23 protein-coding genes, 1 tRNA gene and 1 riboswitch are annotated in these 19825 nt (G+C 63.0%); of the genes, 10 read left to right on the top strand and 14 right to left on the bottom strand.

The window, feature by feature from the left end; translation table 11 throughout:
• Positions 1-18 precede the first annotated feature (18 nt).
• Positions 19-726, top strand: coding sequence for a phosphate signaling complex protein PhoU (gene phoU, locus HB634_RS07140; RefSeq protein ID WP_063571069.1), 708 nt, complete (start codon positions 19-21; stop codon positions 724-726).
• 126 nt (positions 727-852) lie between these two features.
• Here phoU and sugE read toward each other — a convergent pair whose 3' ends face one another.
• The 4 genes from sugE to rnr all read right to left on the bottom strand — a co-directional run bounded on the left by sugE (position 853) and on the right by rnr (position 5122).
• Positions 853-1167, bottom strand: a complete 315-nt coding sequence (gene sugE, locus HB634_RS07135) for a quaternary ammonium compound efflux SMR transporter SugE (RefSeq protein ID WP_063571070.1) — start codon at positions 1165-1167, stop codon at positions 853-855.
• A gap of 138 nt (positions 1168-1305) precedes the next feature.
• Positions 1306-1590, bottom strand: coding sequence for a hypothetical protein (locus HB634_RS07130; RefSeq protein WP_213948095.1), 285 nt, complete (start codon positions 1588-1590; stop codon positions 1306-1308).
• Positions 1587-2333 carry a 23S rRNA (guanosine(2251)-2'-O)-methyltransferase RlmB gene (gene rlmB / locus HB634_RS07125; protein WP_213948094.1) on the bottom strand — a complete coding sequence of 249 codons (747 nt, stop codon included), beginning with the start codon at positions 2331-2333 and terminating at the stop codon, positions 1587-1589. The genes HB634_RS07130 and rlmB overlap by 4 nt, the downstream gene beginning before the upstream one ends.
• Positions 2330-5122, bottom strand: coding sequence for a ribonuclease R (gene rnr, locus HB634_RS07120; protein WP_063571073.1), 2793 nt, complete (start codon positions 5120-5122; stop codon positions 2330-2332). The genes rlmB and rnr overlap by 4 nt, the downstream gene beginning before the upstream one ends.
• Before the next feature lie 120 nt (positions 5123-5242).
• On the opposite strand from rnr, the gene HB634_RS07115 reads away from it, so the two are divergent.
• Positions 5243-5327, top strand: a tRNA-Leu gene (locus HB634_RS07115).
• 80 nt (positions 5328-5407) lie between these two features.
• Here HB634_RS07115 and HB634_RS07110 read toward each other — a convergent pair.
• From HB634_RS07110 to HB634_RS07090, 5 genes are all read right to left on the bottom strand, one after another.
• On the bottom strand, positions 5408-5716 hold the full coding sequence (locus tag HB634_RS07110) for a hypothetical protein (protein ID WP_213948093.1): 309 nt from the start codon (positions 5714-5716) through the stop codon (positions 5408-5410).
• Positions 5717-5884: 168 nt separating this feature from the next.
• A complete protein-coding gene (locus HB634_RS07105; protein ID WP_213948092.1) occupies positions 5885-6526 on the bottom strand; it encodes a dihydrofolate reductase family protein in 642 nt (213 codons plus the stop codon).
• A complete protein-coding gene (locus tag HB634_RS07100; protein WP_213948091.1) occupies positions 6519-7217 on the bottom strand; it encodes an aspartate/glutamate racemase family protein in 699 nt (232 codons plus the stop codon). Before HB634_RS07100 ends, HB634_RS07105 begins: the two co-directional genes overlap by 8 nt.
• A gap of 174 nt (positions 7218-7391) precedes the next feature.
• Positions 7392-8012 (bottom strand): hypothetical protein, encoded by a 621-nt coding sequence (locus tag HB634_RS07095; RefSeq protein ID WP_213948090.1) that lies wholly within the window; start codon positions 8010-8012, stop codon positions 7392-7394.
• An 11-nt stretch (positions 8013-8023) separates the two neighbouring features.
• Positions 8024-8566 carry a hypothetical protein gene (locus HB634_RS07090; protein WP_213948089.1) on the bottom strand — a complete coding sequence of 181 codons (543 nt, stop codon included), beginning with the start codon at positions 8564-8566 and terminating at the stop codon, positions 8024-8026.
• Positions 8567-8700: 134 nt separating this feature from the next.
• Between HB634_RS07090 and HB634_RS07085 the strand changes: the two genes are divergently transcribed.
• Positions 8701-9303, top strand: coding sequence for a pentapeptide repeat-containing protein (locus HB634_RS07085; RefSeq protein ID WP_213948088.1), 603 nt, complete (start codon positions 8701-8703; stop codon positions 9301-9303).
• Here HB634_RS07085 and HB634_RS07080 read toward each other — a convergent pair.
• Complete coding sequence (locus tag HB634_RS07080) at positions 9273-9935, bottom strand: hypothetical protein (protein WP_213948087.1); 663 nt, start codon at positions 9933-9935, stop codon at positions 9273-9275. The two genes, HB634_RS07085 and HB634_RS07080, sit on opposite strands and share 31 nt — an antisense overlap.
• 217 nt (positions 9936-10152) lie before the next feature.
• Here HB634_RS07080 and HB634_RS07075 point away from each other — a divergent pair, with 217 nt between their 5' ends.
• Genes HB634_RS07075 through HB634_RS07065 form a run of 3 tightly spaced genes read left to right on the top strand, consistent with a single transcriptional unit; the run spans position 10153 to position 11432 of the window.
• Entirely contained in the window at positions 10153-10719 is a 567-nt protein-coding gene (locus HB634_RS07075) for an isochorismatase family cysteine hydrolase (protein ID WP_213948086.1), read from the top strand.
• A 35-nt stretch (positions 10720-10754) separates the two neighbouring features.
• The gene (locus HB634_RS07070; protein ID WP_213948085.1) at positions 10755-10994 is read left to right on the top strand and encodes a hypothetical protein; all 240 of its coding nucleotides are present in this window, start codon (positions 10755-10757) and stop codon (positions 10992-10994) included.
• 57 nt (positions 10995-11051) lie between these two features.
• Positions 11052-11432 (top strand): VOC family protein, encoded by a 381-nt coding sequence (locus tag HB634_RS07065; protein WP_063570862.1) that lies wholly within the window; start codon positions 11052-11054, stop codon positions 11430-11432.
• A gap of 13 nt (positions 11433-11445) precedes the next feature.
• Here HB634_RS07065 and HB634_RS07060 read toward each other — a convergent pair whose 3' ends face one another.
• Genes HB634_RS07060 through HB634_RS07050 form a run of 3 tightly spaced genes read right to left on the bottom strand, consistent with a single transcriptional unit; the run spans position 11446 to position 13737 of the window.
• Positions 11446-12231 carry a DUF4349 domain-containing protein gene (locus HB634_RS07060; RefSeq protein WP_255548416.1) on the bottom strand — a complete coding sequence of 262 codons (786 nt, stop codon included), beginning with the start codon at positions 12229-12231 and terminating at the stop codon, positions 11446-11448.
• A gap of 55 nt (positions 12232-12286) precedes the next feature.
• Positions 12287-12937, bottom strand: a complete 651-nt coding sequence (locus tag HB634_RS07055; protein WP_213948084.1) for a TetR family transcriptional regulator — start codon at positions 12935-12937, stop codon at positions 12287-12289.
• 17 nt (positions 12938-12954) lie between these two features.
• A complete protein-coding gene (locus HB634_RS07050; RefSeq protein WP_213948083.1) occupies positions 12955-13737 on the bottom strand; it encodes an SDR family oxidoreductase in 783 nt (260 codons plus the stop codon).
• Between the two features lie 221 nt (positions 13738-13958).
• Between HB634_RS07050 and HB634_RS07045 the strand changes: the two genes are divergently transcribed.
• Positions 13959-14243 (top strand): type II toxin-antitoxin system HigB family toxin, encoded by a 285-nt coding sequence (locus HB634_RS07045; protein WP_213948082.1) that lies wholly within the window; start codon positions 13959-13961, stop codon positions 14241-14243.
• Positions 14240-14653 carry a helix-turn-helix domain-containing protein gene (locus tag HB634_RS07040; protein WP_063570858.1) on the top strand — a complete coding sequence of 138 codons (414 nt, stop codon included), beginning with the start codon at positions 14240-14242 and terminating at the stop codon, positions 14651-14653. The genes HB634_RS07045 and HB634_RS07040 overlap by 4 nt, the downstream gene beginning before the upstream one ends.
• On the opposite strand, the gene HB634_RS07035 is transcribed toward HB634_RS07040, so the two are convergent.
• On the bottom strand, positions 14650-15555 hold the full coding sequence (locus HB634_RS07035; protein WP_213948081.1) for a LysR family transcriptional regulator: 906 nt from the start codon (positions 15553-15555) through the stop codon (positions 14650-14652). The two genes, HB634_RS07040 and HB634_RS07035, sit on opposite strands and share 4 nt — an antisense overlap.
• A 96-nt stretch (positions 15556-15651) precedes the next feature.
• On the opposite strand from HB634_RS07035, the gene HB634_RS07030 reads away from it, so the two are divergent.
• Positions 15652-16476, top strand: a complete 825-nt coding sequence (locus HB634_RS07030) for an SDR family oxidoreductase (RefSeq protein WP_213948080.1) — start codon at positions 15652-15654, stop codon at positions 16474-16476.
• 216 nt (positions 16477-16692) lie between these two features.
• Positions 16693-16789: riboswitch (glycine riboswitch) on the top strand.
• A gap of 41 nt (positions 16790-16830) precedes the next feature.
• Positions 16831-19701, top strand: coding sequence for an aminomethyl-transferring glycine dehydrogenase (gcvP, locus tag HB634_RS07025; RefSeq protein WP_213948079.1), 2871 nt, complete (start codon positions 16831-16833; stop codon positions 19699-19701).
• The last annotated feature ends 124 nt before the right edge of the window (positions 19702-19825 follow it).

Here is a 19825-nt window from a genome sequence, read left to right as displayed (position 1 = left end):
CCCCCTACGAGGCATGCGATGAACACTCCGCACCAGCACATCATCAAGAGCTACGACGACGAACTGAAGCGCCTCACCGGCGAAATCGTCAAGATGGGCGAACTCGCCGTCGCCCAGCTCGAAGCCGCCATCGACGTGGTCCAGCGTCGTGACGAGCGCGCTGCCCAGCGCGTCGTCGACAACGACGAAGCCATCGACGCGCTCGAGCAGGAAATCAGCCAGGACGTCGTTCGCCTGCTGGCCCTGCGCGCACCGATCGCCGGCGATCTGCGTAGCGTGTTCGCCGCGCTGCGCATCGCCGCGGACATCGAGCGCATCGGCGACTACGCCGCCAACGTGGCGAAGCGTTCCATTCCGCTTAGCCGTGTAGCGCCGATCGCTGTCGTTGGCGGCCTCGCGAACCTTGCCGAGCTCGCCATCGAAGAGCTGCGCGACGTGCTCAAGGCTTACCACGACCAGGACGCCGAAGCCGCTTATGAAGTGTGGAAAGCAGATGCTCGCCTGGACGAGGAATACACCCTGGTCTTCCGCGCCCTGCTCACCTACATGATGGAAGACCCGCGCAATATCACGCCGTGCACGCACCTGTTGTTCATGGCGAAGAACATCGAGCGCATTGGTGACCATGCGACGAATATCGCGGAGAACGTATGGTTCGTGGTGAACGGTGAGCCGCTGGTCGCGCCGCGGATCAAGAAGGATACGACGGCCAATCCGGAGTTTTGATCGGCCGTAAGTAGTCTAAGGGTGTCGCGAGCACCCATCGCCGCTGAAGCGGCTCCCACAAACAGCAGAAATGTGGGAGCCGATTCAAATGTGGGAGCCGATTCATCGGCGATGCTCTTGCCCGGATCAAGCCGTCAGCTTCAACCCAAGAATCCCGACCACGATCAACCCGACGCAAAGCAGCCGCAACGGCTGCGCGGACTCGCCGAACAGGATGATGCCGAGCGTCACCGCACCGACCGCGCCGATGCCGGTCCATACCGCATAAGCGGTACCCAAGGGCAACTTCTTCGTCGCATACGCCAGCAGCACGATGCTGATCAGCATGGCGGTGCCCGTAAGAACGCTGGGAATGAGCTTCGTAAAGCCCTCGGTGTATTTCAGGCCAACGGCCCAGGCGATCTCGAAGAGACCTGCCAGAACAAGCACGAACCAATACATGGTGTGGCTCCGCAGAAGCGGGGTCGTCCCCGCGGAGATACTGCGCGTCATGGGGTCGTCCCCACGGGCAGACCGGCTTTGCGCCGATCTGCCCCCATTATACGGAGGGTGTGTAACCCCCCGCTGACCCGCCGCTCTTCAGGGCAGGCTGTCGGGCGTGATCACCGCGGCCTTCCGTGCCCGCACGCCACGGACGATGCCGTAGACGCTGATCAGGAACCAGGCCATCTCCTGCAGGAAGGCAGGGAGGTTGAACATGCCGAAGATCAGCGACAGCAGGATGCCGAAAGCACCGACCAGGTTCATCACCTGGTACGTATAGCCTTGCCCCGACAGCTTGTGTGCCTGAAGCAGGAAGAACGCGATCAACACCAGCGCCACGCCGACCAGACCGGTCCAGTCATGCCACACCATGCTGCTCATCGCTTTGCTCCTCGCTGCCTCAGTGCCTCGAACAGAACGACGCCGGTGGCGACGGAGACATTGAGGCTCTCCATGTCACCGGGCATCGGGATCTTCGCCAGGAAGTCGCAATTTTCGCGGGTGAGACGACGCATGCCATCGCCTTCGCTACCCATGACCAGGGCGGTAGGCCCCTTCAGGTCGAGGTCGTAGATCGACTTGTCGGTGTCGCCGGCCAGACCGGTGATCCACACGCCGGCATCCTTGAGTATGCCCAGGGCACGCGCCAGATTGGTCACTGCGATCAGCGGCACCCTGTCCGCGCCGCCGGCCGAGGCGCGACGAACGGTCGGCGTGATGCCGACCGCGCGATCCTTCGGCACGATGACCGCGGTGACGTTCGCCGCCGCCGCGCTGCGCAGGCACGCACCCAGGTTGTGCGGATCGGTCACGCCATCGAGCACCAACACGAAGGCGTTCGCACCCGCCGCTTCAAGCAGCGGCAGCAAATGGGTCTCGTCGCGCAACGGCGGCGTCTGATAGAGAGCGATGACGCCCTGATGGCGCGCTTCGCCACCGAGCTTCTCCAGCTGCTCTTTGCTCACCTGCTCCAGCACGAGGCCAAGCTTGCGCGCCATCGAGACGATTTCGTTTACACGCTCATTCTTCGACTTCTGCTCGACCAGAACCTTGCGGACGCGATCGGGGTCGTTGGTGAGAGCCGCTTCGACCGGATTGATTCCTACGATCCATGACTCACTCATGCTTCTGGCTTGCTCCTGGGTTTACGCGACCGACGCCGGGCCGATTTCTTGGCCGGTGCCGGTGTTTCCGAAGTGGCGACCGGCGCCTGCCGGGTCGACTGCTTCGTCACGGCGGTCTTCTTCGCCGCGGTTTTCTTGGTGGCGGACCGTCCCGCGGACTGTTCACCGCGTGCGGACTGTTCGCCACGGCCCGATGATTCGCCGCGGCCCGACCGGCCGCCGCGAGCGGACTGCTCCTGGGTCGAGCCCTGTGCCGAAGAACGACGACGCGGCGGCCTCGACGAGTTCTGCTCGCTCGCTGCAGGCTCGGCGGCACGACGACGCGATGCCGGCGCGGGGGCCGGAGGATGCGCGGAAGGCGCTTCGACCGCGACAGGTGCCTTGGTCTTCTTCTTGCCGAAGAGGCTGTCCATGGCCTTCTTCGCCGCACGGCCGATGGCCTTGCCAGCCTTGGCCATGCCTGAGCTCGGCGCAACCGGGGCAGCGACTGCGACCTTCGGTGCCGGCTTCGGTAACTGGGCCAGACGCGCAACCAGACGGAAGTCGATCTTGCGGTCTTCCAGGCTGGCGCGGAGCACCTGCACACTCACGTAGTCGCCGAGGCGATACGTGGAACCCGTGCGCTCACCGGTGAGCAGGTGACGGATCGGATCGAACTTGTAATAGTCGTTCGGCAGCTGCGACACGTGCACCAGACCCGACACGCGCGACGCCGATAGCTCGACGAACAGACCGAACGACGTGACGCCGGTGATGGTGCCGGCGAATTCCTCACCAACGTGCTTCTCCATCCAGGCGCACTTGAAGCGCTCGTCCACGTCGCGCTCGGCCTCTTCGGCACGACGCTCACGCTGCGAACAATGCACGGCCATGGCCGCCATCTGCGTTTCGCTGTAGACGTAATCGGCCGGCTTGCCCTTGGTCAGCGCAAAGCGAATGGCGCGATGCACGAGCAGGTCGGGATAGCGACGGATCGGCGAGGTGAAGTGCGCATACGCGTCCAGCGCCAGGCCGAAGTGACCCTGGTTCTCCGGATGGTAGATCGCCATGCTCTGCGAACGCAGCAGCACCGACTGGATGAGCTCGGCCTCGGGACGGTCGTGCACGCGCTTGAGCAAAGCCGAGAAATCCGCAGGCGTGACTTCGCCCGCCGGTGGCATCTTCAGCTTGAACTCCTTGAGGAAACGCAGGAGGTCTTCGTATTTTTCGGCCGGCGGCGGCGCATGCACGCGGTACAGCGCGGGAATCTTGCGCTTGGTGAGGTAGCGCGCCGCCTGCACGTTCGCGGCGATCATGCATTCTTCGATCATCTTGTGCGCGTCGTTGCGATCCGACGCACCCATCGATTCGACATCACCCGCCGGACCGATGCGGAATTTCACTTCCGGCGTTTCGAAGTCGATCGCGCCGCGACGCTTACGCGCCTTGGCCATCACCTTGTACAGGCGATGCAGGGCTTCGATGTGCGGGAGCACATCGGAGATTTCCTGGCGAACATCGGCATTGCGCTCGCCCACGGCCTGCCAAACCTTGTTATAGGTCAGGCGTGCGTGCGAGAACATCACCGCGTCGTAGAACTTCGAGCGTTTGACCTCGCCTTCTTCGTCGATCTCCATGTCGCAGACCATGCACAGGCGTTCCACCTTGGGCATGAGCGAGCAGATACCGTTCGAAAGGGTCTCCGGGAGCATCGGAACGACGAAGCCGGGGAAGTATGTCGAGGTGCTGCGGTTGTAGCCTTCCACGTCCAGCGGCGTACCGACCGGCACGTAGTGCGAGACGTCGGCGATGGCGACGACGAGGCGGAAGCCGCCATCCTTCAGCGGCTCGGCATAGACGGCATCGTCGAAGTCGCGAGCGTCGTCGCCATCGATGGTGACCAGCGGCAGCTTGCGCAGATCGACGCGACCCTTGCGCTCTTCGGAGGTGACCTTCGGCTCGACTTCCTCGGCCTGGCGGACGACCTGCGCCGGGAACTCATGCGGCAGGTCGTGGCTGGCGATCGCCATTTCGACGACCAGGGACGGCTGCAGCCGCTGGCCGAGCACGGCGCGGATCGTGCCCATCGGACCGCGGTGCGGGGTCGGCGGATCGGTGATCTCGACGACCACGATCTCACCGGAGTTGGCACCGGACTCGCGACCCGCGGGAATCATGATGTTCTGGTGCAGGCGGCGATCATCCGGCTCGACCAGGGTCACGCCGTTTTCAATGACGACGCGCCCAACCAGGCGCGGCGAACGGCGCTCGAGCACTTCCACGATGGCGCCCTGTCGGCGACCACGGCGGTCGATACCGACCACGCTGGCGAGCACGCGGTCGCCGTGCAGCACGCTGCGCATCTGCGCGGGCGACAGGTAGAGATCTTCTTCCCCACTCTCGTCCGGGCGCAGGAAGCCGTAGCCTTCGGCATTGGCGATGACGCGGCCCGGGATCAGGCTGAGCTTCTGGGCCGGGGCGTAGTCGCCCTTGCGGTTCCGCAGGAGCTGGCCGTCGCGGACCATCGCGCCCAGGCGCTTGCCGAGGGCGTTGATCTCGTAGTCGGTGAACAGACGCAGGGCGTGGGCGATGCTCTCTTCCGAAAGCAGCTCGCCGCGGTCGTCCAGCAGCGCGAGGATGGCTTCGCGGCTGGGGATCGGCTGGTCGTAAAGCGCAGCTTCCCGGTCGGCGTGGGGATCGACGACGGCGGCTGCCGACGAGCGATTCTTGTCCAGCGCCTTGCCGGGGCGGCTGGCCTTGGGTTTACGGGGACCGCGATCGGCTCCCGAACCTGAGTTTTTCTTCGTCACGTAAGGACCTTTGAAGGTGGATGCGAAATAGTTTCACATCCTGTGTGCAAAATCGTTGACAAGTTTCCCGGACCTACCTAATCTACGCGGCTCACGGGGCAGCGATGCTTCGGGACACCTGCCCAGGTGGCGGAATTGGTAGACGCACTAGTTTCAGGTACTAGCGGGTAAAACCGTGGAGGTTCGAGTCCTCTCTTGGGCACCAATTATAGACGAAGCCTCGCAGCGATGCGGGGCTTTGTTGTTTCTGGGGTTAAAGAAGCGGTGCCTGGTCCACGTTTGGCGCTATGACGGCTCTCCGGCATCGTCCGAGGCAGCCCCGTTCTGATCGAAGAACTGCCAATCTCCGATCTCTTCCCCTTCCTGATACGCGCCCTGTGCCGCAAGCTGCCCATTCGGGTAATAGTCCCGCCAGTCGCCCTGCTCCACCCCGTGGACGAACATACCTTCTGACGCGACAGCACCATTGACGTGATAGGCCTCGAAGCGGCCGTGGCGAATCCATCGGGTTCCGTCCTCCGACAGGTAGCGCGCATATCTAAAGCGCACGCGGCCGTCTTCGGACAGGATCTCCGCGATGTTCAGGTCTTCCATGTGCACTTCACCATTACTGACAATGTCGGATTCGAAACCCTGGTCATGGCTGAAACGCACAAGCTTGCGTTTAGGAATACAAACCGAAAGCATTTTCGAGGCTCGGCGAGGCAAGTCACTTGGACGCTATCGGCGCTTTAGAGTTCAGAGCCCTTTCGACGGCGCACGCTATTTCGCGAGCACGATATGCGTAGCTCGTTCCGTCGGAACATGTTCGACGGTCCGGTAACCCAGAGCGTGCAGGTCAAGGCCACTGAACAGCGCCTCCCCCTGGCCAAGCACCACGGGAGCTAAAGCGAGGTGAATCTCATCCACGTGACCGACCTGGATATATTGCCTCACCGTCTCCGTGCCACCACCGATCTTGATGTCCTTCGCGCCTGCCGCCTCGCGCGCCCTTTGCAATGCGACCTCGATCCCTTCGGTGACAAAGTGAAACGTCGTCCCGCCCAGCATCTCGATGGAGGGACGCGGGTAATGCGTCAGTATGAACGTCGGCGCGTGATAAGGCGGATTGTCACCCCACCAGCCTTTCCATTCCTCGTCCGGCCACTCGCCACGAATGGGACCGAACATGTTTCGCCCGAGGATGAAGGCACCGAAACCTCCCATCGCGCGTCGGGCGAACGTGTCGTCGAGCCCGGTTTCGCCATCCTCTTTTCCCTGCATCTGGCGAAACGTCCGCGTTGGGAAAAACCACTGAAAAAGTTCGGGCCCGCGCAGGCCAAGCGGGTTCTCTAAACTCTGGGATGCTCCCGCAGCGAGCCCGTCCAGCGAGACGCCGAAACCTGCAACTTTTACTTTAGTCATTGGATACTCCAGCGAAATCCAAAGCGGCCTCGCAATGGATCAGGGTCGTGTCGAACACAGGCACGGATACGTTTTCCTGATTGAGCAGCATACCCACCTCGGTGCATCCCAGAATCACGCTGTCCGCACCCCGCTCGACGAGCCGGGCGGCGATGGCAATGAAGCGAGCCTCGCTCTCGCGCGTCGTGACACCGCGGCAAAGCTCTTCGTAAATGATCCGGTGCACATCGGCACGATCGGCAGCCTCGGGAACAATGGGATCGAGTCCCGCCGCCACCAGGCGGTCAAGATAGAACGACTGCTCCATGGTGAAAGCGGTCGCGATCAGTCCGGGCCGACGTCGTTCCCTCTTCCGTACCGCTGCCGCCGTGGCGTCGGCGATGTGCAGCAGGGGGATCGAGACACCCCGCATCATCCGGTCCGCCAGCTTATGCATCGTGTTCGTGGCCAGGATCAGGAATCCGGCACCCCCGCGCTCGAGCGCCATCGCCTCCGCATTGAGGATGTCGCCAGCTTTATCCCAGTTTCCCGCGGCCTGGAGGACTTCGATACCCGCAAAGTCAAGCGAGCGGATGAGCAGCTCCGGCGAATGAAGGCCGCCGAGCCGCTCGCTCGTGAGCCGGCACAATTGCCGGTAATAGATTTGCGTGGAGGCGGCGGACATGCCGCCGAGCATCCCGATCGTTTTCAACGGACCCTCTCCACAAAAGCCGCTTGATGCCGAAGCGTAGCAGTGCCACTGCGCTTCCGGCCAATACTCGCCCAGTAGCGGAGATAGATCCGCCAGCGGCGCTCATGGGCTCCTCAGTTCGTCCAGCTTCTTCGTGTTGAAGCATTTCGTCATACCGGTTAGCGACGTTTGACTTCATACGTCCCGTGTCCGCTCCCCGGTGGGGTCAGCCTCCACGGCGGCCGCTATGGTTGCGACTTCCGCCGGTGAACGCAATGCGTGCTTGTCGGCTCGCTGCCCCGGCCGCCGGTAGGTAACGGCACAGCCAGACCGCCGCTCCAGCTCCTCAATGAACAGCTTCTCGCACGGAATATCGCTGCCGATCCGATGCCGGGCACCCGATCGAAGCACGATCGTAAACACCGCTTCCTTGCCATCGAACCATCTCACCAACTCACCTATGTCTGCATAGGCGATGTAACGTCGGCATCGCCAACCAAAACGGACTCCTGACGGTTCAAGGTGAAGAGCGAAGAACGAGCGAATCAAAAAGAACACCATGCCCGCCAACCCAAAGAGCGCCATCGGCCAGGTCTGATCCCGCTCCCTATGAAGGCCGATCGCGAACGCCATTAGCGTCGCGAACGAAGCCATCGAGAAAAACAAGACGACCAACCATCTCGGCGACCTCAGTTCTCCGGTTGCCTTGAACAACGCCGCATTCTGGCTTTCGGTGCGCGAATTCCTCAGCGCAGCGTACGTGACCAAGAGCGTACAAAAAAACAGAAAAGTGATCGCCAACCCGTTCGTCATCATGTTCCCCACATTTAATCCACAGCATGCACGTGCAGCCACCGGCCCTGCTTCAGGAAATACACGTCGGCAGCTGCCCCGAGCCCACCGAACCAGAAGCCTGCCTGCGCGCTGACGATTCGTTCCGCCGCGCCCGGTGACGGTCGCAATTCATACGCTTCAGTGTGGGAGTACGTGCCAGCCGGTGCGGCATCGAGAAACATGTTCGTCATCGGCGTAGCCGATGATTGAAGGCTGGTCACCCTGAAGCCGGACGGTGAGTCCAGTGCCACGACGAGGCGGTAGCCCGGCGACGCCTTCCTGGGGAGCAGCAGCACCAGGTCGTTCCTGCCGTCACCATTGAAGTCAGCGCTGGCAATCAGAAGGCAGGCCCGTCCGCTGGCCACCACAGCCTTACGATCTTCCAGCGGCGAATCGGTCTCCAGGGGCAATCTCACATCGCGAAACTGTCGCTCCAACGCCTGCCTCAGGGCATCCGGCACCGACGCAGCGCAAGCGTCGACCGGCATCGCGTGTGGCGTAGCAAGTGCGAATACCGCTATCAGTAGTGAATGCATGCCCCCTCCCCTTGTCGCCTGGAGGCTCTCCGATCTCGCCCCTTGCGCACGAGTATAGACAAGCACGTGTCCCAAGGTTGAGTGCGCCAGCGCGAGGCCGGACAATGTCCTGCCCCCTCGACGAGCCTGGAACGATGAGCGACCTGATCGGTGATGATAAGGAGTTCTACCTCAAGACCTTCCAGGGCCTGGACTATGCCGAGGGCACCCTGGCCTCGAAGACGTTCGAAGAATGCACCTTTACCCAGTGCTCCTTCAGTGACGCGGCGTTCGACCACTGCAAGTTCATCGAGTGCACCTTCCGTGCGTGCGACCTGAGTAACGTCAAGCTCACGGCCAGCAAGTTCCAGGCAGTGACGTTCGACGAGTGCAAGGTGATCGGGGTCGACTGGACTCGCGCAGACTGGCCACGGTACGCGGCGCCCGCCAAACTGGCCTTCCGCAAGTCCATCGTGAACTACACCTCGTTCTTCGGACTGAATCTCCAGGAGCTGGTCCTGGAAGAGTGCAAGGTCCGGAACGTCGACTTCAGGCAAGGCGACTTCGCACGCTCGAACTTCACCTACTCCGACTTCGCCGAGAGCCTGTTCGGAGGCACGAAGCTGCAGGGCACGGACTTCAGCGAAGCCACCAACTACGTCATGGACATCCGGGAAAACCAGGTCAAGGGCGCGCGTTTCACGCGCACCGAGGCCGCCGGGCTTCTCTACGGCCTGGGTATCGAACTGGTGGATTGATTGCCTCGGGTGAGCATGCTGGATGCCCGTTTCATGGCATCGTTTTCCAAGTACACAACGCCGCTCGCCGACGCATTTGCGACAAATTCAGCGACGAAGGCCCGCCCGATATCGTCCTGCTCGACAACGCCAAACCGCCCCGGAATCAGACGCCCGAGCCACGCCACGTACCCCGGCGTATGAACGTTGCCAGCAATAATGCCAGGACGAAAAATCGCAAGGCGTTGGAAGCCGATGCCTTCGATAGCCTGCTCCTTCAGCCCCATGACGCGCACATAGCGGAACCGGCTTTTCGGCGTGCTTCCCACAGCGGAGAGCAGGGAAAAGTGGGTGATGCCCCCGGCATGACAGCCTCGCGCAAAGGCACCGACGATCCCGACTTCCAGGGCCTTCAGCTCGTCCTCGCTCCACTTCAAGCTGCCTGCCCCGACACCAACGCACGAGACAGCGTAAACCGGACCGCCCTGCGCAACCATGGCCCGGGCGAGCGTGGCAACGCCGGCCGAAAATCCGGCCGCTGCCGTGTCGAGAACGACCTGACGAAGACGGGGATCCCTGGCCAGGTCCACCTCCCGGCGGTTGACCATGACAAGTTCGATGCAGGACGGCTCGGCGAGCACGGCGCGAACCACGGCAGCGCCGACCTGCCCGGTGCCGCCGATGATCAGGACACGAAATGCCATGTCAGGCCTCAATGGTGGAGTAGAAACCTCATCCTACGCGGGATTCCGGGGCATCATGAAATCTTGCGAACGACCCCGGGTTTCGCTGCATAAAGGCCGTCATGAACCTGGCCCGTCCGACGCGGTACATTGGTCAGCATGACCCACCCGCCGCCGAGGTGTGATCGTGACGACCGTTGCCCTTGTCATCGATATGCAGGCCGACTTCTTCGGTCACCAGCGGCTGTCCCTGCTCAGGCCAGCCCTCGCGGGGCACACCAACGCCCTCACTGCCATGGCACGTGACGCCGCTATTCCCGTCGTCTGGGTGCGCCAGGAGTTCGCAGCCGATCTCAGCGACGCGTCGCTGGAGGTGCGCAGAGGCCAGATCCAGGTGGTCATCTCAGGCACGCCTGGCGCCGAGCTCCTGCCCGAACTCGACATCGACACGGCGGATCACTTCATCCTGAAGAAGCGCTACAGCGCGTTCTTCGGAACCACCCTCGACGAGCTGCTATCGCAACTCAACTGCGACCAGCTCATCGTCGCCGGCGTCAACACGCACTCGTGTGTGCGAACCACGGTCGTCGATGCTTACCAGAGAGACTATGACGTGATCCTCGCGAAGGACTGCATCGACTCGCTGGACCGGGAACACCACGACGTGACATGGCGATACATGGACGGCAAGCTGGGGCGCGGCATGGCGAACGAGCAGATTCGTGCATGGCTTTCGGGTGGCAGGGAGCTGTAACCTACGGCCGCCGCTTCTCACGCGAGGTACTTAGGATGACTGCCCGCCTTTCCAGCCGCCCGGCCCTCTGGCGCGTCGGCGCTTACCTCGGCATGCTCGCCGCCTTCGGGGTCGTGGTGCTTGTCCCGGCCGGCCTTCGCGAAGCCGGCTTCCACGCTGCAAAAGCGTGGGGCCTCGGCTCAATGACCGCGCCGATCTGTTGTCTCGGCGCGATCCCCGGCATGTTCATCGCTGATCTCCGTTACCGATCAGCGCGACGCATCGCAGGCCCCTGAAGCGCGGCGGCCCCGAAACGAATATATTCGGGACCTGCCGCCTGATCGGAGACCGCCATGCATCACTCAAGGCTGTGCGCGCTATTGATCGACTGCTATACCGACGATGTCGACCGGGCTGCGAGTTTCTGGGCCGATGCACTGGGTCGGCCCGTCGACCTCGATCATCCCGGCTCCCGCGATAACTACCGCATGCTGGCCACGCCACCCGGCGAGCCCATCGTGCAGGTCCAGCGAGTCGGTCACGGGAGCCGAGTGCATCTGGACATCGAGACCGATGACATACCGGCAGAAGTTCGTCGCCTGGAAGCACTGGGTGCGGCCGTCGTCGATCGGCTGGAACGATGGATCGTCATGCAGGCGCCGACGGGGCAGCGCTTCTGCGTCGTGCGCGTCCAGCGACCCGATTTCCCCGCGAATGCGAATCGCTGGGAGTGACGTCGATGCGTCCTTAGCGGTTATCCAGTGCGCGATGCCAGCGCCGGGTCACCCGCCGCCACAGTCCCCACCACAGCAGCGCCAGGGGGAAGGCCAGCACCAGGAACGGAAGGCTGTAACCCAGCATGGGAATGGCCTCGCCGATACCCTCCTTCGTCTGCTGCAGCGTGTTTTCCCAAAGTCCACCGAGTGCACCGCTCCCGACATAATCACGGTCACGGAACTCGAACGTCAGCAGGTTGGTGTCCAGCCGGCTCTGTTGTGTCGCGGACGTAGCTTCCAGCGCACGACGCCTCTCCGCCACCCCGGCCTGCTCGCGACTCAACGCGATGAGGTCGCTTACCGAGAGATCCTTTCTTGCCGATAGCTCATCGAGCCGCTTGGCATAAGCTTCGAGCTCGTCGCGATCGTGCTGGGTGTCGTGAACGGCGCGCCCGATGTCTTCGGCGCGCGTGCGCCTTGACGCAACTTTCCCACCTTCGCTTGCAAGCGCCGTCAGGCGGGCGACACCGTCCGGCGCAATGCGCACAGTGAGAGACCCGCCACGGTCGGATTCGCTGAGCCCCAAAACGTTGCACGGACCGAACGAACCACCAACACACGCGGCGCGCACAGCCTGGATGCGCGGGGAAATCGCTGCGCGATCGATATCGATGTCCAGCGTGTGCTCGTAGGCGAGCATCGCACCGCTCGACGACGTGTCACCCTCGAACGCCGCAGGAGCACCTGCGACCTGCATTTTTGAGCAGCCCGCAAGGCCGACGGCCAGCGCGAGCAATACGACATGCCACGGTTTCATCCCTGAGCCCTTCCCGGTCGAGTAGCCAGACGATGGCATAAACCGGCGCGCCGTGTCAGCCCTGGCTTCGCAGCCCGCGCCAGTAACGATCCAGCGATACCTTCAGCTCAGCAGTGAAATCCAGGCTGGTAAATGCGACCGCCGCATCGCCCATCATTTCCAGGCAATCAGGTGGAATGTCGAGCGCCTGCCACAGCCCTTGCGTCAGCGCATAACTATGGACGAGCACGCGCGGACCCTCGCCTGGCGCTAGCCCCAACGCCGCCTCGACGACCGTACCGGCGTCGACGAGGGCGGTCCCGAGCTCTTGCTTATATGCGCGCAACCGATCCTGCTCGATGTTCCGCTCCAGCACGCTGTAGCCGAGCGATTCGAGCTTCGAGATGTCGGGCCGCGCGGTGACATGCGCGACGTAGTCGGCGATGAAGGCGGATATCTTCTCGTCGACCGTCCGAGTGTCGGGCGCGAATGCCGCGCGGATGCGCGCCATCATCGCCACACGCTCGACGTGCAGGAGATCCATGAAGATCTCCTCCTTCGTCGCGAAGTACAGATACACGGTGCCCTTCGCCAGCCCCGCCTCCGTCGCGATGGCCGCAGCTGACGGGAGCTTTTCCGGATCGCGTACGAACAGCGTGCGTGCGGCGGTCAGGATCGCGTCGCGACGCGCTTCCTTATCTTCTGCCGCCAGGGCGTATCGAACCATGCACGCTCAATCCATCATCAGGTCGTGGCCATTCTATAGGTGATGCGCGAGAGCTGCTGCCGGGAGAACAACCGCGACAGGAAGGCCATCACGCGATTGACGCGGCCTGCCACGACCGCCGACTTGCCCGCCGCCATGGCGGCAAGGCCGATGTCGACCACGGGACGCGACTTCATCATCATCCGCTTCATGGCCGCATTGGGTGCTTCACCCGCGGCATCGAAGAACGAGGTCTCGGTAACGCCGGGCGAGAGCACGGTGACGACCACCTTCTTCGCTTTCAGCTCGGTGTGCAGGGCCTCACCGAGCGACAACACATATGCCTTGCTGGCCGCGTACGCCGCGAAATGAGGGCACGGCTGGAAGGCGGCTACGCTGGCCACGAGCATCACACTGCCCCCGCCGCGCTTCGCCATGTCGGATGCGAAGACATGCGTCAGATCGGTCAAGCCGAGGACGTTGAGCCGAAGCATCGCGTTGATGCGATCAACCGGTGCATCCAGAAATTCCGCTGTAATGCCATGCCCGGCATTGTTGATCAGCGTATCGACCACGATGCCGTCTGCATCCAGGCGCAGCTTCAACGAGGCAGCGGCACCATCCGCCGAGAGATCGAGGGCCACCACCTTCGCCTTTACGCCATGACGCGAGCGCAGCTCTTCCGCGAGCCGCTCCATCGGTTCCTCCCGGCGCGCTGCCAGGACCACGTTACTGCCCTTTTCGGCCAGCGCATGGGCGAAGTCCCGCCCCAAACCACTCGATGCGCCGGTAATCAGCGCCCAACGTTGTTGCGATGCCATGGAGTCGCTCCGAAATGACCAGTGGTCATAACTTAAATGACCATTGGTCATTTGGCAAGTGACCTACTTGCGGGATACGGCAACCAGATAGGCGCGGCACATCAAACGAATCCCAATCGATTTCGGGCCGCGGCGGATGACAAGTCACCATGGGCAAGGCCTACATTTGACAGTATCGCATATTGCGATAATATCCCCTTCGCCGCTTACGGAAGAGCTACATGCGGGTCATCAGCAACCGCCGCCTGGTCGACTTTGGCCAGCTCCACCCCGACGCGGCGGAACCGCTCCGGTCCTGGAGAAAGTTAGTCGAATCCCGCTCCTATCAAGGCTTCAGTGATCTGAAGCAGACTTTCGGCTCTGCCGATATTGTCGGCGACAAGCATGTTTTCGACATTCGCGGGAACCGCTACCGGCTCGTGTGCCGCATCGATTATCAAGCCCAGCACTGTTATATCAGAGCAATTTTGACGCACGTACAGTACGACCGAGGACATTGGAAATGAGGACAAAGCGATCACTCGAGGCGATCTTCGCCCAGTGGGACGAATTCCAGAAGGTTTCCGGGGTTTGCCACATCGAAACCGCTCGCGACTATGACAAGGTAGTCGGCCTGACGGACGCACTTGTCGACGCCGGCGCCATGGCGTCCCAGCACTCGCAACATTCGCTCTACATGGTGCTGGCAGATCTGATTTACGCCTACGACCAGCAACATTTTCCTCAGGCCAAAGTCCATGGCATCGATCTGCTTCGATTTCTCATGGAACAAGACGGATTGACGCAAAGCCAGCTTCCCGAGATCGGCACGCAAAGCGTCGTCTCTGAAATCCTTGCCGGTAAACGCGAACTTACGACGGGTCACATCCGCGCTCTGGCGAAGCGCTTCGCACTGAGCCCCGCCGCCTTCTTCTAAGGCGCGGCTGCTTCTGCCTGCTCTCGCACCAGATCAATGAAGGCGCGAAGTCCTGCCGACATGTGTCGGTGCGCAGGGTAGTAGACGCTCAGGCCATCGAAGTACGGAGACCAGTCTTCGAGCACGGGCACCATGCGACCGTCAGCGATATAAGGCGCCACGTTCCACTCACTGGTCCATATCAAGCCCATGCCGTCCAGGGCCGCCGCGACCATGAGGTGGTGGCTGTCGAGCCCGAGCGGTCCGTCGACGTCAATGCGGCGTTCCTGCCCCCGCTTCTCGAATTCCCAGCGGTACCAGGTGCCGCTGGGAAGACGGCTACGAATACACGTGTGTGTCAGAAGATCCTCGGGCACCTTCGGCTTGCGTCGGTCCTTGAAGTACGCCGGCGAGCCGGCCACGATGAAGCGCAGGCGACCCGTGCAGCGCACGCCGACCATGTCCTGCGGCACGTCTGCCGCAATCCGCACGCCTGCGTCGAAGCCCTCGGCCACGATGTCGACAAGGCGGTCCTCGGTAACGATGTCCAGGCGCATCTCAGGAAAACGGCGCACATATTCGAAAAGCATCGGCTCGATAATCATCGAAGCCGCGCCCTCGGACGTGTTGATGCGCAGGGTGCCGGTCGGACTGTCGCGGAAGGCGTTGGCCGCTTCCATCGCCGCGGAGATCTCACCGAGCGCCGGGCGGATACGCGCGACGAACTGTTCGCCCGCCTCGGACAGGGACACGCTTCGCGTCGTGCGATTGAAAAGACGCACGCCCATGCGCTGTTCCAGGGCGGCGACGGCATGACTGAGGGCCGACGGCGACATACCCACGGCTATCGCAGCACGGCGGAAGCTCTGGTGTGTCGCTACCGCGAGCACCGCCTGCAGTTCAATGAGACCAGCCTTGTGCATTGTGCGAAATCCCGCATCGATACGTCCCGGATAAGCCTGATTGTTAGTACACCGGGACGCAACTAGTTTGTCTGGGATCACCCACAGGAATTCGTCATGACCCAGACCGTCCTCATTACCGGCGCTTCGACCGGCTTTGGCAAGGCTGCCGCCCTGCACTTCGCGACACATGGCTGGCAGGTGGTCGCCACCATGCGCAACCCGGATGCCGGAGCCGACCTGGCAGCCAACAAGAACATCCTGGTCACCCGCCTAGATGTTCAGGACCTCGTGAGTATCGAGGGCGCCATCGTCGAAGGCATCGATCGCTTCGGCGGTATCGATGCGGTGGTCAACAACGCCGGGTTCGGTCTGTTCGGCATCTTCGAAGGCGCCAGCCGCGAGAAGATCCAGGAACAGTTCGACGTGAACCTGTTCGGTGTGATGGACGTGACTCGCGCCCTCCTCCCGCATTTCCGCGCGCGCCGTCGCGGCACCATCATCAACGTGAGTTCCGGCGCCGGCGTTTTCGGTTTGCCGATGATCTCGCTGTACAACGCGAGCAAGTTCGCGCTGGAAGGATTTTCCGAGTCTCTGTCATACGAACTGGCCTCCCAGGGCATCACAGTGAAGATCGTCGAGCCCGGCGGCGTGCTCGACACGAAGTTCGGCGCACGATCATCGGACGAGTTCGGCAGCGCTTGCGTACCGGCGGGCTACGAAGACTTCGTCACGGCCACGGGCAAAGTGTTCGAGGGTCTACGCGCCAGCCGCCACGCCACCTCCGAAGATGTTGCCAAGGTGATCTTCGAGGCGACGACGGATGGGACCGACCGTTTGCGCTATGTGGCGACGGACGATATCCAGCCCTTGGTAAGGGCTCGGCGGGAGACCTCGGAAGAGGCTTATATGCATTTCATGCGCGAGCAGTTCCGCGCCTAGCGCACTTCGACAGGTGTAGCGCTTACGCTTCAATCGCACGCTATTTATATGACCGTTTGAGCCCTTCGGGTCCGGCGCTACGGGAGCAGACTGACGCACCGTGGCGGCCGCCGCCTGTATAATCCCAGCCAGCAACACCCGGTGGGAGAAGCGGAGGGATCCGCTGCCGAAGGCGCAACGCCCGTAATCGCTCAGGCCCCCATGACCACCGGCGTGCTTCATCACTCTGGAGAGACCGGTTAAATCCGGCGCCGAAGGTGCAAGAGGCTTCCTCAGCCTCCAAACTCTCAGGCAAAAGGACAGAGGGGCGCCCCACGTGCCGGCACGGCACGTTCTTTCGGATGCCTCCAAGTCATGAGCCAGAAAAACTCTCCTTCGCTGCGTGAGCTCGAGAACCATGGCGCGTTCATCGAACGCCACATCGGTCCGAACGATGCCGAGATCGCCGAGATGCTCCGCGTCGTCGGCCACAACACGCTGGACGCGCTGACCGACGCCATCGTTCCCGGCTCGATCAAGTCGCCCGCCCCGCTCGCCCTGCCTGCCGCGGTGACCGAGGAAGAAGCGCTGGCGAAGATCCGTACCATCGCCGACCGGAACACCGTCTTCCGCAGCTTCATCGGCCAGGGCTACTACGGCACGCTCACGCCGAACGTCATCCTGCGCAACGTGCTCGAGAACCCGGCGTGGTACACGGCCTATACGCCGTACCAGGCGGAGATCTCGCAGGGCCGCATGGAAGCGCTGATCAACTTCCAGACGATGGTCGCCGACCTCACCGGCATGGATATCTCCAACGCCTCGCTGCTCGACGAAGCCACCGCGGCCGCCGAAGCGATGACGCTGGCCAAGCGTTCGGCCAAGTCGAAGTCCAACGTTTTCTTCGTCTCGAAGGATGTGCACCCGCAGACGCTGGAAGTACTGCGCACGCGCGCCGATGGCATCGGTATCGAGCTGCACGTCGGTGATGACGCCGAAGGCGCCACCGTCGACAGCTTCGGCGTGCTGCTGCAGTACCCGAATACCTTCGGTCGTGCGAACGACTACAAGGCGCTGGCTGACGCGACCCACGCGCGCGGCGGTATCGTCTGCGTCGCCACCGATCTACTCGCCCTGACGCTGCTTGCTTCCCCGGGTAGCTGGGGCGCGGATATCGTCGTCGGCAACACACAGCGTTTCGGCGTGCCGTACGGCTTCGGTGGCCCCCATGCCGCTTACCTCGCCTGCCGCGACGCTTATAAGCGTTCCATGCCGGGCCGCCTGATCGGCGTCTCCGTCGACACCGAAGGCAAGCCGGCTTACCGCCTCACCCTGCAGACCCGCGAGCAGCACATTCGCCGCGAGAAGGCCACCTCCAACATCTGTACCGCGCAGGTGCTGCTCGCCGTCATGGCCAGCATGTATGCCGTGTACCACGGTCCGGAAGGCCTTACCCGCATCGCGCGTCGCACGCATCGCCTCACCGCGATCCTCGCCGGCGCGCTCGGCAAGGCCGGCGTGGCCGTGGGTGGCGACTATTTCGACACGCTCCACGTGACCGGCATCGATGCCAAGGCGATCCATGCCAAGGCCGCGGCTGCGAACGTCAACCTGCGCGCCATTGACGCATCCAGCGTCGGCATCAGCCTCGACGAGACCACCACGCGGGCGGACGTCGCCACGCTGGCTTCCGTCTTCGGCGCGAACGCGAACGACATCGACACGTTGGATGCCGCGACGGCCGATGCCCTGCCGTCGGGCCTCCTGCGCAACACCGACTTCCTGCAGCATCCGGTATTCAACACGCACCACAGCGAGCACGAACTGCTTCGCTACCTGCGCGGCCTTGCCGACAAGGACCTCGCGCTCGATCGCACCATGATCCCGCTCGGTTCCTGCACCATGAAGCTCAACGCCACCGCCGAGATGATCCCGGTGACGTGGCCGGAGTTCGCCAACATCCATCCGCTCGCTCCGGCCAACCAGACCCAGGGCTACAAGCAGCTGATCGACGAGCTGGAAGCGATGCTGGTCGAGTGCACCGGCTACGACTCGGTGAGCCTGCAGCCGAACTCTGGCGCCCAGGGTGAGTACGCTGGCCTGCTCGCCATCCGCGCCTACCACCGCTCGCGCAATGAAGGCCATCGCGACATCTGCCTGATTCCGGAATCCGCGCACGGCACCAACCCGGCGTCGGCGCAGATGTGTGGCATGACCGTCGTGGTCACGCGCTGCGATGCCAACGGCAATGTAGACGTCGACGATATCCGTGAGAAGGCCGAGAAGTATTCGGACCGCCTCGCCGCGATCATGATCACCTATCCGTCCACGCACGGCGTGTTCGAGGAAGACGTGGTCGCCATCTGCGACATCGTGCACAAGCATGGTGGCCAGGTGTATACCGACGGCGCGAACATGAACGCGCTGGTCGGCGTGGCCAAGCCGGGCAAGTGGGGTTCGGACGTCTCGCACCTCAACCTGCACAAGACCTTTTGCATCCCGCACGGCGGCGGCGGCCCGGGCGTCGGCCCGTGCGCGGTCAAGTCGCATCTCGCTCCGTTCCTGCCGCGTACCTTCGGTGGTGAGGGCGACGTGGGCATGGTCAGCGCCGCCAGCTTCGGCTCGGCCTCGATCCTGCCGATCTCCTGGATGTACATCACGCTGATGGGCACCGAAGGCCTGCGCAAGGCGACCCAGGTGGCCCTGCTCAACGCCAACTACATTGCCAAGCGCCTCGCACCGCACTACGACACGCTGTACACCGGTCGTAATGGCCTTGTCGCCCACGAGTGCATCCTCGACCTGCGCCCGCTCAAGGACGCCACCGGCGTCGGCGCGGAAGATGTCGCCAAGCGCCTGATCGACTTCGGCTTCCACGCCCCGACCCTGAGCTTCCCGGTCGCCGGCACGCTGATGGTCGAGCCGACCGAGAGCGAATCGCAGCACGAACTGGACCGCTTCATCGACGCCATGATCCAGATCCGCGACGAGATCCGTGCGGTGGACGACGGTCGCCTGGACCGCGAGGACAACCCGCTGCGCAACGCCCCGCACACGGCCACCATGGTCACGGGCACCGAGTGGACCCACGCCTACCCGCGCGAACTGGCCGCCTTCCCGCTGCCCTCGCTGAGGCTGTCGAAGTACTGGCCGCCGGTGTCCCGCGTGGACAACGTCTACGGCGACAAGAACGTGATGTGCGCCTGCATCCCGATCGATGCGTATAAGGAAGATGCCGAGGCCTGATAGGCGGACGGGTAACCCCCTGCTCGGTAGGAGCCGATTCATCGGCGATAGGGTGCAGGCGACACCGCCGCACCCTGGCCCGCTTTCGCGGGATCGCCGATGAATCGGCTCCTACCGAGCAAGG

It is taken from the genome of Luteibacter sp. dw_328 (assembly GCF_018449605.1).
Taxonomy (GTDB): domain Bacteria; phylum Pseudomonadota; class Gammaproteobacteria; order Xanthomonadales; family Rhodanobacteraceae; genus Luteibacter.
The sequence above is the reverse complement of the archived record's forward strand: the minus strand, read 5'-3'. Positions and strand labels throughout refer to the sequence as shown.

Coding starts and splice junctions, on each gene's coding strand:
- phoU (WP_063571069.1), top strand. CDS start 19: ATGAACACTCCGCACCAGCACATCATCAAGAGCTACGACGACGAACTG.
- sugE (WP_063571070.1), bottom strand. CDS start 1,167: ATGTATTGGTTCGTGCTTGTTCTGGCAGGTCTCTTCGAGATCGCCTGG.
- HB634_RS07130 (WP_213948095.1), bottom strand. CDS start 1,590: ATGAGCAGCATGGTGTGGCATGACTGGACCGGTCTGGTCGGCGTGGCG.
- rlmB (WP_213948094.1), bottom strand. CDS start 2,333: ATGAGTGAGTCATGGATCGTAGGAATCAATCCGGTCGAAGCGGCTCTC.
- HB634_RS07110 (WP_213948093.1), bottom strand. CDS start 5,716: ATGGAAGACCTGAACATCGCGGAGATCCTGTCCGAAGACGGCCGCGTG.
- HB634_RS07105 (WP_213948092.1), bottom strand. CDS start 6,526: ATGACTAAAGTAAAAGTTGCAGGTTTCGGCGTCTCGCTGGACGGGCTC.
- HB634_RS07095 (WP_213948090.1), bottom strand. CDS start 8,012: ATGATGACGAACGGGTTGGCGATCACTTTTCTGTTTTTTTGTACGCTC.
- HB634_RS07090 (WP_213948089.1), bottom strand. CDS start 8,566: ATGCATTCACTACTGATAGCGGTATTCGCACTTGCTACGCCACACGCG.
- HB634_RS07085 (WP_213948088.1), top strand. CDS start 8,701: ATGAGCGACCTGATCGGTGATGATAAGGAGTTCTACCTCAAGACCTTC.
- HB634_RS07070 (WP_213948085.1), top strand. CDS start 10,755: ATGACTGCCCGCCTTTCCAGCCGCCCGGCCCTCTGGCGCGTCGGCGCT.
- HB634_RS07065 (WP_063570862.1), top strand. CDS start 11,052: ATGCATCACTCAAGGCTGTGCGCGCTATTGATCGACTGCTATACCGAC.
- HB634_RS07060 (WP_255548416.1), bottom strand. CDS start 12,231: ATGAAACCGTGGCATGTCGTATTGCTCGCGCTGGCCGTCGGCCTTGCG.
- HB634_RS07055 (WP_213948084.1), bottom strand. CDS start 12,937: ATGGTTCGATACGCCCTGGCGGCAGAAGATAAGGAAGCGCGTCGCGAC.
- HB634_RS07050 (WP_213948083.1), bottom strand. CDS start 13,737: ATGGCATCGCAACAACGTTGGGCGCTGATTACCGGCGCATCGAGTGGT.
- HB634_RS07045 (WP_213948082.1), top strand. CDS start 13,959: ATGCGGGTCATCAGCAACCGCCGCCTGGTCGACTTTGGCCAGCTCCAC.
- HB634_RS07040 (WP_063570858.1), top strand. CDS start 14,240: ATGAGGACAAAGCGATCACTCGAGGCGATCTTCGCCCAGTGGGACGAA.
- HB634_RS07035 (WP_213948081.1), bottom strand. CDS start 15,555: ATGCACAAGGCTGGTCTCATTGAACTGCAGGCGGTGCTCGCGGTAGCG.
- HB634_RS07030 (WP_213948080.1), top strand. CDS start 15,652: ATGACCCAGACCGTCCTCATTACCGGCGCTTCGACCGGCTTTGGCAAG.
- gcvP (WP_213948079.1), top strand. CDS start 16,831: ATGAGCCAGAAAAACTCTCCTTCGCTGCGTGAGCTCGAGAACCATGGC.